The organism is uncultured Erythrobacter sp. (genome assembly GCF_947499705.1).
Lineage (GTDB): Bacteria > Pseudomonadota > Alphaproteobacteria > Sphingomonadales > Sphingomonadaceae > Erythrobacter.
The window spans coordinates 763,095-777,890 of record NZ_CANMPJ010000001.1 but is presented as its reverse complement, the minus strand read 5'-3'; the positions used below and the strand labels follow the sequence as shown (position 1 = coordinate 777,890).

At 60.1% G+C, this 14,796-nt stretch carries 12 protein-coding genes and 2 tRNA genes; 8 read left to right on the top strand and 6 right to left on the bottom strand.

What is annotated here, in order from left to right:
- Positions 1–9 precede the first annotated feature (9 nt).
- The gene (locus Q0837_RS03570) at positions 10–1,089 is read left to right on the top strand and encodes a phosphotransferase family protein (RefSeq protein ID WP_298465367.1); all 1,080 of its coding nucleotides are present in this window, start codon (positions 10–12) and stop codon (positions 1,087–1,089) included.
- The gene (locus Q0837_RS03565) at positions 1,090–2,157 is read left to right on the top strand and encodes a hypothetical protein (protein ID WP_298465364.1); all 1,068 of its coding nucleotides are present in this window, start codon (positions 1,090–1,092) and stop codon (positions 2,155–2,157) included. It begins immediately after the preceding gene.
- Positions 2,158–2,198: 41 nt separating this feature from the next.
- Here the strand turns inward: Q0837_RS03565 and Q0837_RS03560 are convergent, their stop codons facing one another.
- Positions 2,199–2,675 carry a GFA family protein gene (locus Q0837_RS03560; RefSeq protein ID WP_298465362.1) on the bottom strand — a complete coding sequence of 159 codons (477 nt, stop codon included), beginning with the start codon at positions 2,673–2,675 and terminating at the stop codon, positions 2,199–2,201.
- 24 nt (positions 2,676–2,699) lie between these two features.
- Complete coding sequence (locus Q0837_RS03555) at positions 2,700–3,161, bottom strand: Lrp/AsnC family transcriptional regulator (protein ID WP_298465357.1); 462 nt, start codon at positions 3,159–3,161, stop codon at positions 2,700–2,702.
- 246 nt (positions 3,162–3,407) lie between these two features.
- On the opposite strand from Q0837_RS03555, the gene Q0837_RS03550 reads away from it, so the two are divergent.
- The 6 genes from Q0837_RS03550 to Q0837_RS03525 all read left to right on the top strand — a co-directional run bounded on the left by Q0837_RS03550 (position 3,408) and on the right by Q0837_RS03525 (position 9,388).
- Complete coding sequence (locus Q0837_RS03550; RefSeq protein ID WP_298469746.1) at positions 3,408–5,240, top strand: histidine kinase dimerization/phospho-acceptor domain-containing protein; 1,833 nt, start codon at positions 3,408–3,410, stop codon at positions 5,238–5,240.
- Positions 5,241–5,340: 100 nt separating this feature from the next.
- Entirely contained in the window at positions 5,341–6,324 is a 984-nt protein-coding gene (locus Q0837_RS03545; RefSeq protein WP_298465354.1) for a polysaccharide deacetylase family protein, read from the top strand.
- Between the two features lie 94 nt (positions 6,325–6,418).
- Positions 6,419–6,494, top strand: a tRNA-Ile gene (locus Q0837_RS03540).
- Between the two features lie 36 nt (positions 6,495–6,530).
- A tRNA-Pro gene (locus Q0837_RS03535) sits at positions 6,531–6,607 on the top strand.
- Positions 6,608–6,776: 169 nt separating this feature from the next.
- Complete coding sequence (locus tag Q0837_RS03530) at positions 6,777–8,210, top strand: DUF1800 domain-containing protein (protein WP_298465353.1); 1,434 nt, start codon at positions 6,777–6,779, stop codon at positions 8,208–8,210.
- Positions 8,211–8,215: 5 nt separating this feature from the next.
- Positions 8,216–9,388 carry a DUF1501 domain-containing protein gene (locus Q0837_RS03525; protein WP_298465350.1) on the top strand — a complete coding sequence of 391 codons (1,173 nt, stop codon included), beginning with the start codon at positions 8,216–8,218 and terminating at the stop codon, positions 9,386–9,388.
- A 2-nt stretch (positions 9,389–9,390) separates the two neighbouring features.
- Here Q0837_RS03525 and Q0837_RS03520 read toward each other — a convergent pair whose 3' ends face one another.
- From Q0837_RS03520 to Q0837_RS03505, 4 genes are all read right to left on the bottom strand, one after another.
- A complete protein-coding gene (locus Q0837_RS03520) occupies positions 9,391–10,743 on the bottom strand; it encodes a M20/M25/M40 family metallo-hydrolase (RefSeq protein ID WP_298469744.1) in 1,353 nt (450 codons plus the stop codon).
- 159 nt (positions 10,744–10,902) lie between these two features.
- Positions 10,903–12,120, bottom strand: coding sequence for a GGDEF domain-containing protein (locus tag Q0837_RS03515; protein WP_298465347.1), 1,218 nt, complete (start codon positions 12,118–12,120; stop codon positions 10,903–10,905).
- Between the two features lie 68 nt (positions 12,121–12,188).
- Positions 12,189–13,412, bottom strand: a complete 1,224-nt coding sequence (locus Q0837_RS03510) for a diguanylate cyclase (protein ID WP_298465345.1) — start codon at positions 13,410–13,412, stop codon at positions 12,189–12,191.
- A gap of 113 nt (positions 13,413–13,525) precedes the next feature.
- Positions 13,526–14,788: a GGDEF domain-containing protein gene (locus Q0837_RS03505; protein ID WP_298465343.1), complete on the bottom strand. Its 1,263-nt coding sequence runs from the start codon at positions 14,786–14,788 to the stop codon at positions 13,526–13,528.
- Positions 14,789–14,796 lie beyond the last annotated feature (8 nt).

Sequence of the window (14,796 nt, the reverse complement as noted above, 5' to 3'; positions counted from 1 at the left end):
CTTCCGATTGTGGGAGAGAATTTTCCGAAACGACCCGAAGAGGTTACGGGCGAATGGCTGAGCAATCGCCTGGAAGACGCTGGTCTGCTGAGCGACGGCCACGTCACTGCAATTGACCATCAGTCGATCGGCACTGGTCAAGTCGGCGACTCGATCCGTTTCACGCTGACCTACAGCCGCGAAGGTGCCGGTCCGCCCAGCATCGCTGGCAAATTCGCCGCCAGTGATCCGACCAGCCGCGCAACCGCGCAGATGATGAAGCTCTACCTGCACGAGGTCGGATTCTTCCGAGAGCTAGCGGATCAGTTGCCGGTCAGGACTCCCCGCCCGATCTACGCCGATATTGCCGACGACAATGGCGATTTCATTCTGTTGATGGAGGACCTTGGCACCGCGAGGCAGGGCAACCAACTGACCAGTTGCAGCCTGGATGATGCACGCCATGCGATCTGCCAGGCGGCGGCGCTGCACGGTCCCAGCTGGGGACGAGGATCAATCATCGATGCCCCGTTTATCCAGCCCGATCCGCAGATTTCCGCCATGGCAGCAGCGCTGTACCCAAAATCCACCGCTACCTTTGTCGAGCGATATTCCGGCGACATTCCCGCTCATCTGATGGCCATAGTCCATCGTCTTGGCGAGCTGGCCGAACCACTTTTTGATCTCAAGAAGCAGCGCAAAAGCCTGGTTCACGGTGACTTCCGGCTCGACAATATGCTGTTTGATATCTGCGGCGGTAAGGAGCCGCTCGCAATTGTCGATTGGCAGACTTTGAGACCCGGCGATGGTGCCGAAGATATCGGATACTTCATGGGGGCCGGTATCGGCTCAGACCTGCGTCGCCGCGCCGAGGACGAATTGCTTGATCTCTATTGTGAGCAAATGGGGCGGCACGGCGTTGATGTGTCTCGCAGCGCAATCGAACGCGGCTACAGACTCGGCGCAATCCATGGTGTTTCGACCGCAGTGTTCAGCGCAGCCAATGTTGTGCGCACAGAACGCGGCGATGAAAACTTCCTGTCGATGGCGATGGGTGCACTGGAATTGGTGCAGGATACGGGCGCGCTGGCGCTGATAGAGGAGGCGTGATTGCTGAGTAAAGGTGACGATTATCCGGTGCACCAGACGCCCGAACCGATCGCGTATCCGGGCAGCGACCGCAATTTCTACGACCGCTATTTCTTCAATGGCTATTCGCCCGATGGCGAGACTTTCTTCGCATTGGCCTTCGGGGTTTATCCGGTGCTGGATGTCGCGGATGCGCACTTCTGCATCGTCAGAAATGGCATTCAGCATTGCCTGCACACGTCCCGCAAATTGGGAATGGAGCGGATGGATCTGAACTGCGGCGGTATCTCAATTGAAGTTCTGGAACCGCTCAATCGACTGCGGCTGCGAATCGAGGGCGAAGGACTGGCTGCCGAGATTACCTTCACAGGCCGCGCTTTTCCTATCGAGGAACCGCGTTTCACATGGCGGCGCGGTCCGCGCACGATCATGGACTACACCCGGATGACGCAGAACGGTCGTTATGAAGGCTGGATCAGCGTTGACGGAGAGCGATTGGAACTCACCTCAGGTACGATGGGCACTCGTGATCGCAGCTGGGGAGTTCGCCCGGTGGGAATGCCCGACCCGCAGCAGCCTAAAGTGGTGCCGCAATTTTTCTGGCAATGGACGCCGATCAACCTCCCCGATCGCAGTCTGTTCTTTCATCTCAACGCGCATCCCGATGGCTCACCGTGGAATACGCGAGCGGTCACGGTTCCTGATGGAGCACACGCGAGCGACCATGCGGAAACGCAAGACGCATCGCTTATGGCAACGCTGCAAATGGGTTCCCGCTGGCCCGCCCAAAGCGAATTGCGCGTCGGCTCAGAACGGTTTGTGCTTGAGCCGCTAGCCCGTTTTCAGATGCGCGGTCTGGGTTACACTTCGCCGAAATGGGGGCACGGTCTCGACCACGGCGAACTGGATATTGAGCGGGAAGACATCGACCTAGCCACTATCGATCCTGCCCTGCCCGACAATCTGCATGTGCAAATGCTGTGCCGTGTAACGGGTGCCTCCGGCGAAAACGGCCTCGGCGTATTCGAGCAACTGGCGATTGGCAACTATGCGCCGCTTGGTTTGACCGGCCTATCAGGGCCTGCGTGACGTGCAAAGCGCTGGACCTTTATGGCGCCATCTTCTCCGACTCAGTCGAATTCGAAACCAGCCGCTTTCGCCTCCGCAATCACTTCATCGCCGGTTTTCATTGGGCTGCTTTGTGCGAGATCATACCAGTCGGGTTTTTCATCGACAAAGATCTGCTGGAGAATGCCCAGCCCCTTGGGAACGTCGAACAATCCGGCGAGATAGCTGGTGTGGCCCGTAGGGGTGAATTCGTACCAGAGGTTCGAACCGCAGGTTTTGCAAAATGCGCGCTCGGCCCATTCGCTGGATTTGTAGACCCCAATATTGTCACGTCCGGCAATATCGGCGCTGTCGCCGCTCAATCCGCCCAGGAAAGTCCCGGACCAGCGCACACACATTTCGCAGTGACAGATATCGACCAGCGGACGGGTTCCATTGAGCGTGATCGTCACCGCTCCGCAAAGGCAGTGCCCGTTGAGCGGTTCGGTCAGCTTTTCGGGCTCGCTGCCCGCTTCGACTCCAAACAGTTCATCGCTCATCGGCTGGCTCCGGCTGGATTGGACTTAAAGCGGTACGCCCGGTTCGTATTTCGCGGTACGGATCGTCAAGGACGTCTTCACGCTGTCAACGTTCGGCGCCGGCGTGAGTTTGCTGGTGAGAAATTCCTGAAAGCTCTGAAGGTCTTGGCTCACAATCTTCAGGATGAAGTCGATCTCGCCATTGAGCATGTGCACTTCGCGCACTTCGGGCAGTTCGCGCATCGCTTCTTCAAATTCGCGAAGGCTGCTTTCGGCCTGGCTTTTCAGGCTGACCATGGCAAACACGGTGATGGCAAAACCCAGCTTGGACGGGTCCAGATCGGCGTGATAGCCGCGAATGACACCGTCATCCTCCAGCCCGCGCACTCTGCGCAGGCAAGGCGGTGCAGTCAGGCCCACTCTTTGCGCCAATTCTACGTTGGTGACCCTGCCTTCTGACTGCAATTCCGACAGGAGGCGTTTATCGATGTCGTCCAGGTTGGCCATGTGGCGCTAACTCCAGATTCGTGTTTTTCGTGCGGCGCAATCGAATACGCTGCAACAATAGAACGTAAGAACATGCACACTGATAGGCGTGCGTGAACAATAATATTATGTCTGCCAGCAATTGTCCCGCTTTGCAACGCACTCCAAGTGTTACCCTGTGACAAATGTGTAGGGCTGGTACAGCTTCGCGGAATCGGTCCGCATTGTGCGGAATGATGCCGCTTGCCCCGGAGAAGAGTGACCGGAATGTTCTTCGATGATCGCCTTGCAACTGTGCTGCGCCAGCGCGGCGACAGCGAGGCGGGCGTGCGCACGCAATTCCGGCAGCTGCTTGATATTCTTGGCAATCGCAAGTTCGGCCCGCGCGACAATCGCAGCCAGTCTTTGATCGCGGCGGCGTGGCTGCGAATGGATGCATTGGCGGATCGCATCCCGGCGGAAGAGCGCGCAGCGATGATCCGCGAGCCCGGCTGGCGGCTGCGCAGCGCCGATCTGACGGCGCATCTGTCCGACTTTGAACCGGAAGTGGCGTCCGCAGCGCTCGTTCGGGCGGAACTCTCCGCCGAGGATTGGTCTGCCCTGATCCCCCGGCTGCCCGTCCGCGCGCGCGGCTTTTTGAGACTGCGCCGCGATCTGCCGGTGGACACCGACGCTTTGCTGAGCCGATTGGGCGTATATGACAGAGGCCTCCCCTCGCCCAGCGCCGGGACCCTTTCTGGCTCCAATGATGACTTCGATGACAGTTCGGCACCTGCCGCACGTAACTATCGCGATCTGCCAGTGGAGCCACCTGAACCGCGAGCAGGCTTCGAAACCCAGCCTGACGCCGACCCGGCAAATGGTGAGCGGCCTATCGATCCGACCACAGGACTCGTCCCTGCTTCGTTCGACCGGGCCGAGTCCGGTCGAAGCGAGATCTCGGCTCTCGTCGAACGTATCGCTCAATTCCGCCGCACACGCGACGTCGAAGCCGCCGATGCCGAGCTTTCGCCGCGCTTGCCGCTCGATGAAGGCCCTTCTGCACCTCATAGACGCGTTTCCAGCTTCGGGTTCGCTGCCGACGCAGCGGGTAGGATCGAATGGGCAGACACCGAAATCGCTGCGATGGTCATCGGGACGAAGCTGGCTGCACCGCGCATCCTGGGCGAAACCCGCAATGACACTGCGTTCGGGCGCGCCTTCGCGCGGCGGCAGCCGATTGAGCGCTGCGAGTTCGAATTGTCCGGTTCAGCAGCAATCGCCGGATCATGGGTCGTCGACGCGCAGCCCCGCTTTGCTGAAACGGGCAATTTCGCAGGTTATGTCGGGCGCTTCCGCCGCCCGCCGGAAATCGGCGACGACGAACAAAGTCCCGCAGAACGCGAAGCCGACCGCATCCGCCAATTGCTGCACGAGCTGCGCACGCCAGTTACGGCAGTGCAAGGCTATGCCGAGGTTATTCAGCAGCAATTGTTCGGCCCCGCGCCGCATGAATATCGCGCGCTTGCAGCGGCGATCGCCGCCGACGCCGCGCATATCCTTGCAGGGTTTGAGGAGCTCGACCGGCTGGCAAAGCTCGAAACCGGAGCCGCCACCATCGAAGCTGGCGAAACCAACCTGTCCGGCCTTGTAATTCGAACCATCAACCAACTCGCACCGGTGCTGACGCCGCGTATGGCCGGGATCGAGCTGGTGCATGACGACCAGACTCCACTGCGCGTCGGAATCGATCCAGACGAAGCCGAAGCACTGGTCTGGAGAATTTTCGCAACGCTTGGCGGTGGCTGCGCATCGGGTGAAATGCTGGCATGCGCGCTCGAAAATGTGGGCGGAATGGCGCGGTTGACATGCGACCTGCCGGAGCAACTGCTTGGCGAAGATGACATCTTTGCTGCCGAGGCCAAACCGATCGCAGGCACGATCAATGCCGGGCCATTCGGCGCAGGTTTCACATTGCGGCTGGCCCGCGCGGAGGCACGCGGTGCCGGTGGCAATCTGCAGCAGTCGGGCGAGCGGGTGATGCTCAGCCTGCCGCTCTTGACCGCAGAAGACACCCTGCCTAGCCAATCAGGCGGAAGCGGAGCCGGCAGAGAACGTTAGCCCGCTTTCGATGGGATCATTGCCCGGCAAACGCTGTGCTTTCACCAGCATGCGGTGCGGGGCATCAACGCCAAGGGGAAACGGGATTTCGACTGGTTCGATGCTTGTGCCGCCTGGCAAAGATGCGGCAGCACGGTTCGCCCCCGATTTCGGGCAAAGAGCGTTGCTGACCGTCGATACCGAAGAAGAGTTCGACTGGAACAAGCCGTTCCGCCGCGACGGATACGGGCTGGAGCATGTTGGCGAAATCCCGCGCTTCCAGGAATTTTGCGAAGGGCTCGGTGCAACTCCCGTCTACCTCGTGGACTGGCCAATCGCCACCGACCCGCGCGCGGCCGACATAATCGGCGACGCAGTCAAACGCGGCAAAGCCGAAGTCGGTGTTCAATTGCACCCTTGGGTCAATCCCCCCTTCGATGAGGAAGTGAACGCCCCCAATTCCTATGCTGGCAGCTTGCCCAAGGAGCTTGAAGCGGCGAAGTTCCTAAAACTCCGCGATCAGATCGAAAGCGCGTTTGGCACCGCGCCGCAAATCTACCGCGCCGGGCGCTATGGCTTGGGGCCGAACAGCGCGGAGCTGCTCAAAGAAGCTGGTCTCGCAGTCGACACATCCGTGCGTTCCCTGTTCGATTACAGCGCTCAGCATGGGCCGAACTACGCCAATCACCCGCTCGCACCCTATTGGGCAGATGCCGAGCGCGAATTGCTCGAGTTGCCAGTTACAACCGCGTATTGGGGTGTGCTGCGCCAGCTCGGCATCCCTCTGCAACGGCTCCAACGCTTCGCACCAACACTGTATGCGGCGTTTTCAAAGCTTCATTTGCTTGAACGGATCGCTCTGACGCCAGAGGGCGTGACGGCGGAAGAGGCGATTCGCGGCATCGACATTGCGCTCGATGATCAATTGCCGCTGCTGGTGCTATCGCTTCACAGCCCTTCACTCGCCCCTGGCTTCACTCCATATTCCGAGACCGAAGCGGATGTCGAAACGCTGTATGACTGGTTCCGCAGCGTCTACGCCTATCTCGAACAGCGCGGCGTTCGCCCGACCACTGTGACCGAGGTAATCGGCGCTGCACAATAATTGGCAGGTAAAGGGTGCTTCTTCGCTTGTTTCTCTAAGAAACCGGCTGTAGGGGCTGTGCCGGTCTCGCTTCCGGAGGAAATCCGGGCTTCGGGGGCCTGTAGCTCAGCGGTTAGAGCTGGCCGCTCATAACGGCTAGGTCGCGGGTTCGAATCCTGCCGGGCCCACCAGACCATTTTGGTGGGGCGAGAACGAGAAGTGAATGTCGGGGAGTGGCGCAGCCAGGTAGCGCACCTGTTTTGGGTACAGGGGGTCGGAGGTTCGAATCCTCTCTCCCCGACCATCACTTCGTTTCCATCCAGTCTGATACTGAACAACCCGCGAAGGGTTTGATCCGCTGCCGCGTCTAGCGTGTGGTTGTGACATTTCGCGACGTGCCGCGACGTGACTTGCTCGCATCCATCGGTCATTGTCAGGCCAATTGGAACGCAGATCATGGGGGCAAACCATTGATGAGCAAAACCAGCATCGCCCTGAACCGGTTCGGCTATGGCTTGCAGCGCGGCGAACGCTTGCCGGACGATCCGGTGCGCTACTTGCTCGATCAATTTGACGCTTTCGATCCAAGCCCCTCCATTCTGGCCGACCGCGAAGACACATCGGAAGAAGCGGGTAAATTCATCCGGATGATCCGTAGCCAGCGCCGCAAGCGGCAGGCCTTTATGGCCGATGCGCAGGGCGAGAGCGAAACCATGATGGCAGATCGCCAGCGCCGCGATGCATTGCCTCCCGAGCTTCGCAAGTCGCTGGTTTCCGGTCGCGGCGTGTTTCGCAAGGACGTGGCGCTGCGCACGAACGTCGCCGTGAGCAGCAACGCACCCTTCATCGAGCGGTTGGTGCATTTCTGGTCGAACCATTTCAGCGTCTCGGTCGGCAAGGCCGGCACGCTGCATCAGGTCGGCAACCATGAATTCGGCGCGATCCGCCCGAATGTGCTGGGCAAGTTCAGCGATATGCTCAAAGCCGCGACCCTGCACCCGGCGATGCTGCTGTATCTCGATCAATACCAGTCGACTGGACCAAATTCGCGTTTCATCCGGCGTCGTCGCGGCAGCAGCAGAGGCCCCCGCGGCCTTAACGAGAACCTCGCGCGGGAAATTCTGGAACTGCATACGCTTGGCGTCGACGGTGGCTATTCGCAAGATGACGTGACCGAGCTCGCCCGCGCGCTAACCGGCTGGACCATTTCCGGTCTGCCCCTGACGGATCGCTTTGCCGATCCGCAGCCCGGCGGTGCGGTCTTTATCAATGTCGCGCACGAACCTGGCGCGCGGACAGTGCTTGGCCAGACCTATCAGGAAGATGGCGCACGGCAGGCTGCCGACATCCTCGACGATCTGGCCGCGCACCCAAAGACTGCACGCTTTATCGCCACAAAGCTTGCGAGGCATTTCGCAGGCGACGAGCCACCAGCCTCTCTTGTCTCCAAGCTCGAACAGGATTTCGTGAAGACGGGAGGCAATCTCGCCAGTCTTTCGCGGACCTTGGTCGAAGCACCTGAAGTCTGGACCACCGAACCGGTCAAGTTCCGACAGCCGTTTGAATGGCTGGTTTCGATTCTGCGGTTCAATGGCGTCGATAACCTGAGCCAGCGTCGGATGATCGGCGCGCTGAGCGAGATTGGGCAAGTCCCGTGGCGAGCGCCCTCACCCGCCGGGTACGATGATCTTGCGGGCAGCTGGGCCGGACCAGACGCTCTCTACCGCCGGGTTGAGCTGGCCGAGAGGATCGCACGCAACGTGCCAGCGGATGATGTGATTGAGCGGGCCGAAGCGGCGTTTCCCGGCACTCTCTCCGCAAACACACGCACCTGGCTCAGCCGCGCGGAGAGCGGGGCGCAGGCGCTTGGCCTGTTGCTCGTCGCGCCAGAAATGATGCGGAGGTAGTCGCCATGCTGAAAGCTCTCGATCGACGCTCAATCCTGGCTGGCTCGCTCGCGCTCGGTGCGACCGGTCTGGTCACGCCGCGGATGGCATTCGCGCAAACGACCGGCTCAAAAAACCTTCTGTTGGTTGTGCTGAGAGGCGCGGCTGACGGGCTCGCCATGGTCGCACCCACGGGAGATCCCGACTTCGCCCGGATGCGCAGCTTGGCGCTCGCCGATTACGAAGGCGCGCGAGAAGCCGATAGCTTCTTCACGATCCATCCTTCGTTCGATCAGGTCGGAAATGCCTATGCCGAAGGCGACGCGCTGTTCGTGCATGCGGCTGCCACCGCCTACCGCGAGCGCTCGCATTTCGACGGGCAGAACATGCTCGAGACGGGATCGGCAACGCCTTATGCTGAGCGCGATGGTTGGCTGAACCGGCTGATCGGCTTGATGCCCAAAACCGGCAACGGAGAGCCTCCAAAGGGTTTGGCCATCGCGCCAACCATGCCCTTGGCGCTGCGCGGCAATTCGCCTGCATCGAGCTACGCGCCTTCAGCGCTTCCCTCGGCAAGCAGCGACTTCCTTGACCGCGTATCCCGGCTCTACGCCGATGACCCGCAATTGGGCGGGCTATGGATGCAGGCGCTTGAGACGCAGGCAATGGCGGGCGACGATGGCCTCAGAAACCTGCGGGATGCCAAGGCGGCTGGCGAGCTGGCCGCTTCATTGATGCGCGAGGAAGACGGCGCGCGCATCGGGATGATCGAATTCGGCGGGTGGGACAGCCACGCCAATCAGCGACGCGTCTTTGCCCGGCAAGCGAGCCAGCTCGATACAGCGCTGGGTGCCTATCGCAGCGCGATGGGAGCGGCCTGGGCAAACACGATGGTGCTGGTGGTGACCGAGTTTGGCCGGACTGTGCAGTTCAATGGCACCGGCGGCACCGATCACGGCACCGCGAGTGCGGCGTTGGTCATGGGCGGCGCAGTGCGCGGCGGCCAAGTGCTCTCCGACTGGCCAGGGATGTCGCAGGACAAGCTGTATCAAGGCCGTGATCTTCGCCCGACGATTGCGCTGGAAAGTGTGCTCGCCGGATCGGCGGCGGAGCATTTCGGCCTCGATCCGGCAGTATTGATGCCAAGCTTGTTTCCGGGCCGTCAGGCAGCAGCCCTGACAGGCATCAACCGAGCCTAGAACTATTCGCCCATTGTTGCAGGCGCGCTCGGAATTGCCCTGCCCGTTTTGATGGCGCGTTCTTCATTCGCAAGGATTCCTGCAACCTGCGTCCACACCGCGACATTCTGCCGCAGCTGCGCTTTATCGATCTTGTCGAGCGTATCGTCGGGCGTGTGGTGCAGGTCGAAATAGCGCGTTCCGTCCTGCTGTAGATCAATGATCGCGCCCTTCTGGTCGCGCACGATGTTCAAATCCGCTCCGCCGCTGGCAACGATCCGCGAATTGGCGACGCCGAAGCGCGCCACCGAGCTCGCGAGCTTGGCGTGCAAGTCGGGATTGCTCTCGCGAAAATTGCTTTCGAAGCGCCAGATGCGGTCCGCTCCGAAATCGCTTTCGAGCCCGACCGCGATCGGCTCATCGATATGAGCCTTGCTGTAGGCGGTCGACCCAAACAGACCGACTTCCTCCGCACCTGCAAACAGCACGCGGATGGTACGCAGCGGCTGGCCCGAGGCGGCAACATTCAGCGCTGCTGCAGCGATAATTCCGCAGCCAGCCCCGTCGTCGAACGCGCCGGGAGCATTCCACCAACTGTCTAAATGGCAGGCTAGCAGCACGGGCGGCAAGTCAGGATTGCGCCCGACAATCTCACCCACGACATTGCCGCTTGTCTGCTTGCCGATGCGGCGCGGGTTCATTTCAAGCTTCATCGTGATGGGCCGGTCGCCAGCACGCTCAAACATCCGTTCGAGGTTCTCGGCATCCGGCACGCTCAATGCGCCTGCCGGAATGGGACTGGATTCATCGCCCCATGATGTGCCGCCTGTGTGCGGGTTGCGGTGATAGTCGGTTCCTACCGATTTAATCACGACCGCGACTGCTCCGCGTTGTGATGCAAAGCCCGGCGCGACCCAGCGTGCTGGCCCGGCGAAGCCATAATGCGACCCATCCTGGGCCCGGCGCATCTCGTGACTGATATAGGCGATCTTGCCCTTGAGGCTGCCAGCTGGTGCCGCGCGCAGCTCCGCGACCGTACGGAAGAAGACGACTTCAGCCTCAAGTCCGCCGTCTGGTGTTGCAGCGCTGTTGCCGAGCGGTTGCACCACCAATTCTTGCGGAAACGGACCTGTCACATGCGCTTTGGCAATATCGCCCGGCACCCAAGTGTCCATTTCAAACGGCTCGTCGGCGACATTCTGAAATCCGTGTTTGGTCAGCCATTCTACTGCCCAGACACGGCCACGCGTTTCGGCTTCGGTGCCGGCCTGACGCGGACCGACTTCCGTGGTCACGCCTTCGACGAAATCCCAGGCAATCTCGTCGCGTTCGAGCGCCGCATCGGCAATTGCTTCCAGGCTTCCGGTGATCTGCATCGGGGTGCCATCGGGGTTCTGCCCTCGCGACAAATGGGCCAGCGGCCCATCCCAATTCTGTGCGGTAGCGGCGGTTGAAATCGAAAGAGCGGCGAGCGTCAGGATCGTCTTGTTCATGGGCCCTGCTGCTATCCGCGCACGCTGCCCAAGTCCAGCGGACTATCCCTCTGTCGCAGCTCGCTTCATTTCCACGAGTTCATCGGTCAGCGCAGGCGTCACTTCGTTCAGCCGCAGCTGATCAGCATTTTCGACACGGTTCCGGCCGCTCGACTTGGCCCGGTAGAGTGCCTCGTCGGCCCGCGCGAACAGGTGCTCATAGGTTTCCCCATCGCGCGCGGTGGCCACGCCAAAGCTGGCGGTCAGGCGAATATCGTTGCTGAGGCCTTCGTGTTCATAGCGGGCGAAGGCCTGCCTGATCCGCTCAGCCAATCGCTCGGCCGGTTCGTTCTCGCAGTTCCACACAGCGATGCAGAATTCTTCACCGCCGATCCGGCCTGCCGTGTCGCAACCGCGGATCATGTTCTTTATCAGCCCGCCAAAGCCCGAAATCGCTTGGTCGCCCGCCTGGTGTCCCCAGATATCGTTGACCTGCTTGAACAGGTCGATATCGGCAACGACAAGGCTGAACGGGCGGCCTTCATTCTGGGCACGCGGGATAACGCTGCGCATTGAATCTTCGAAGGCGGCGCGGTTGTTCAAACCGGTGAGCGGGTCCTTCTCGCTGCTTTCGCGCAGAGTGTTGGTCCATTCGACAATCGTTGCGCCAATCAGGATCATTGCGCCCATGATCGATTTGACGCCCAGCACCAGCCCGATGAGCGAATAATAGACTGATTGCTGATACTCGCCTGCAGGGATCGTCTGCTCGAACATTACGGTGAGCGATGGCCGGATGAAGAAGTCGCAAGCCGAAAAAGCAATCAAGAAGATGATCGCAATATCGCTCCAGTCGCGGCGCTGCGCGCCGATCAGCGTCGTAAGCCCGACCATATACATCGCGCCGTAGCCGATGTTGACAAGTATCAATGCGGGACCAGCGTCATTTGTGAAGCTGATCGCAAGCGCCAGTACAAGGGCGCTGATCGCGTAGATAGTGGCAATGGTTGGTAGATGCAGCCGCTGACCGACCCTCTCACAAACCGAGCCGAGGAAGAAGGTCACACCCAGCGTGTAGAACGCCTGCGTGGTGTGGAACGTGTAGAATCCGTCGCCGGGAAGGAAGTGGGTGACCAGAAAGCCGATGCTGAAAGAGAGGTAACCAAGCGCAAATCCGAGCACGTGACGCTTCATGCGCCCCGCCCGCCAGAACACCGCGAATGTCGCCGCGAAGAGCAGCGCCATCAGGGGTGTCAGTAGTCCAAGAATCTGCGTCTGCATCGCCCCGCCGCGCTCCCTTGCAAGCGGGTTAGGTCAATAAGGTTAACGCCGACTTTAGAGAAGCGGAATTAGCGCATCAGCGAAACTACATTTCCGGCGGATATTTTGGCGTTCCTGTCGAGAGTGGTCGTCTCGAGCTTCTCATCATCCGCCACCGAGACACAAACCCGGTTTCGTCCGGAATTCTTGGCTGCATAAAGCGCATCGTCGGCTCGCTTGAATGCATCGGTATAGCTGTCTGCCGGCCTGAAAGCCGCCACGCCGAAGCTGGCGGACACTCTCACGTCCTCATCATCCTGACGCGCGCTCAGCTCGAGTGTGTCCTTGCGGATCCGGTTCGCCAGCGCCTCTGCCTGCTGGACATTGCAGTTCCAAACGACAACGCAGAATTCCTCGCCGCCGATCCGCCCGGCGACGTCGGTTGTGCGAATCTGGGCAGATAGTAGATTGGAAAAGTTTCCGATAACGCGATCGCCAGTCGAATGACCCCACGTGTCGTTGACGCGTTTGAAGTGATCGATGTCGGCGACGATCATGCTGACAGGTCGCCGTTCCTCGCTCGCCCTTGCATGCAGGGCTTTGGCATCCTGCTCGAATGCTCGGCGCGTGGGCAAGCCCGAAAGCGGATCAATGGACGCCTCCACCCGCTCCTTCTCCATGTTGTCCGCGATGATCGTTGCGACCAACGCAAACGACAGAAGCAGACACAGCAGCGCTGTCATCGCCATATTGACGGCCAGCATCACCGACGTCTGATATTCGACCATCGTCATCTGACTTTGCAAAAGAACGGTCACCGAAGGCCGGAATATCGAATAGGCCGCGAGCAGCACAAACGCCGCCAAAAGCACACGATCCGCGATATGCCGGTGCGGGGTCGACCATTTGCCGTAGGCGCCCATCGCAAACAGCAATCCGGCGTTGAAGTTTTGTGCGAGAAGCAAAACCGGCTGCACTTCCCAAGCGCGCGCAAACCAGCAAACCACGCCCGTAGCGAGCGTTACCAGGATGAATGCCAATAATGGAACGCGGCGCTTGTCGCGTTTCGCGACGCCCCAAAGCAGCGCAATCAATCCCGAAGATGATAACAGGTGAAACAGCAAGATTTCGGGCGGTCCAAAGTCTTTGATGATCCATGCTTGCAGCGCAATGCCGGTCGCGACCGCAGCGAACCAATACGCATACGACAGGATGTAGAAGCGGCTGCGATCCTGCCACCACAAGGCGATGAAGACGGCTGAGAAGATCAGCGTCATCGCCGGGATGATAAGGGTGAGTATCTGAGCCTGCATTGCGCGCCTGTTGCCTTTCGCAGCGCGGTCTATGCCGCATCGGTGGTTATGACCACGAGACCGGCGCGCAAAGGATTGTTACCTAGCGGCGTTGTTAGGCGGTCTTGACCCTATCAACCTGTTTGCCGGCGCGTCAGCGGAACCACCTCAGCGCCCGTCCGGTGATTGGGAGCCCCGTTCTCCGGACCGGAATTTTCGGCAATCGGTGCAGCGGTCAGATCCTTCGAGGCGTCGTCACGATCGCCAAAGACACAGTTTCGCCCGGCACGCTTGGCCTTGTACAGCGCAGCATCGGCGCGGTTGAACACATCGACATAAGAATCGTCGCGATCAAAGGTTGCAACGCCAAAACTGGCAGAAACCGAGATGTTGTCTTCGCCCTCTCGTGTCTGCAGGCGCTCCGTCGCTTCACGCATACGCTCGGCCAGCGCGGCAGCTTGGCCGGTATCGCAGTTCCACGCCAAGACGCCGAACTCTTCTCCGCCAATGCGGCCTGCAACATCGCTCGGGCGAATCTTGGCCGCCAGCATTTCCCCAAAGGTCTTGATCAGCTGATCCCCGGTCGAATGGCCCAACGTGTCGTTGACCTGCTTGAAATGATCCAGATCGGCCACGATCAGACTCATCGGAATGCCTTGCTTTTCAGCCTTCGATTGAAGCTCTGCCACGGCGCTTTCGAATGCTCCGCGCATCCGGAGGCCAGACAATGGATCATAGGTGGATTCCTCAGTCTGCCGCCTGAGATTGTCCGCAATAATCGATGAAACCAGACACATCGCCATGAGCGTCAGCAACAGTGCCAGCAGCACGGCATGAAGGGATGAAAGCAGCGCAACACCTTCTGGTCCTGGCCCGAACAGAGCTGCGGCGAGGTAACTGAGCAGCGGACGGATGAAGCCAAAGGCAGCAAAAATCGCGAGAACCCAGACCAGCGCGCGATCGCCTGTGTTTCGCGACGGTGCATGATACAGGTTCTGCGCTCCAAGCGCGAAGAGCAGCGCCGCATTCGTGTTCTGCGCAAGCTTGCCCGCCAGCGTCTCTCCTTGTTCCAGCGCATACCAGCAGATGACGCACGCTATCGCGACTGTGACAGAATAGGCGAGAATGGGAATTCTCTGCCTGACGCGGTGACTTGTCCCCCACATCAACGCAATCAGTCCCGACATCGACAGGACGTGATAGGCTACCAGGCCTACCGGTCCATAACCGCCCAAAATCCAGATATTCAGCGCAACACCCATCGCCATGGAGCCGAAACTGTAGGAATAGGCCAGGATGTAGAGCCGTTCGCGATTTTGCCACCACAACGCCGCGAAGATCGCCGAAAATATCAGCGCAATCGCAGGTATAATGAAGGTGAGTACGTGGGCTTGCATGGCTCGTT

What these genes read in the sequence shown, in the direction of transcription:
- Q0837_RS03560 (WP_298465362.1), bottom strand. Translation starts at nt 2,675, where the DNA reads ATGAGCGATGAACTGTTTGGAGTCGAAGCGGGCAGCGAGCCCGAAAAG.
- Q0837_RS03555 (WP_298465357.1), bottom strand. Translation starts at nt 3,161, where the DNA reads ATGGCCAACCTGGACGACATCGATAAACGCCTCCTGTCGGAATTGCAG.
- Q0837_RS03550 (WP_298469746.1), top strand. Translation starts at nt 3,408, where the DNA reads ATGTTCTTCGATGATCGCCTTGCAACTGTGCTGCGCCAGCGCGGCGAC.
- Q0837_RS03545 (WP_298465354.1), top strand. Translation starts at nt 5,341, where the DNA reads ATGCTTGTGCCGCCTGGCAAAGATGCGGCAGCACGGTTCGCCCCCGAT.
- Q0837_RS03530 (WP_298465353.1), top strand. Translation starts at nt 6,777, where the DNA reads ATGAGCAAAACCAGCATCGCCCTGAACCGGTTCGGCTATGGCTTGCAG.
- Q0837_RS03525 (WP_298465350.1), top strand. Translation starts at nt 8,216, where the DNA reads ATGCTGAAAGCTCTCGATCGACGCTCAATCCTGGCTGGCTCGCTCGCG.
- Q0837_RS03520 (WP_298469744.1), bottom strand. Translation starts at nt 10,743, where the DNA reads ATGCAGATCACCGGAAGCCTGGAAGCAATTGCCGATGCGGCGCTCGAA.
- Q0837_RS03515 (WP_298465347.1), bottom strand. Translation starts at nt 12,120, where the DNA reads ATGCAGACGCAGATTCTTGGACTACTGACACCCCTGATGGCGCTGCTC.
- Q0837_RS03510 (WP_298465345.1), bottom strand. Translation starts at nt 13,412, where the DNA reads ATGCAGGCTCAGATACTCACCCTTATCATCCCGGCGATGACGCTGATC.
- Q0837_RS03505 (WP_298465343.1), bottom strand. Translation starts at nt 14,788, where the DNA reads ATGCAAGCCCACGTACTCACCTTCATTATACCTGCGATTGCGCTGATA.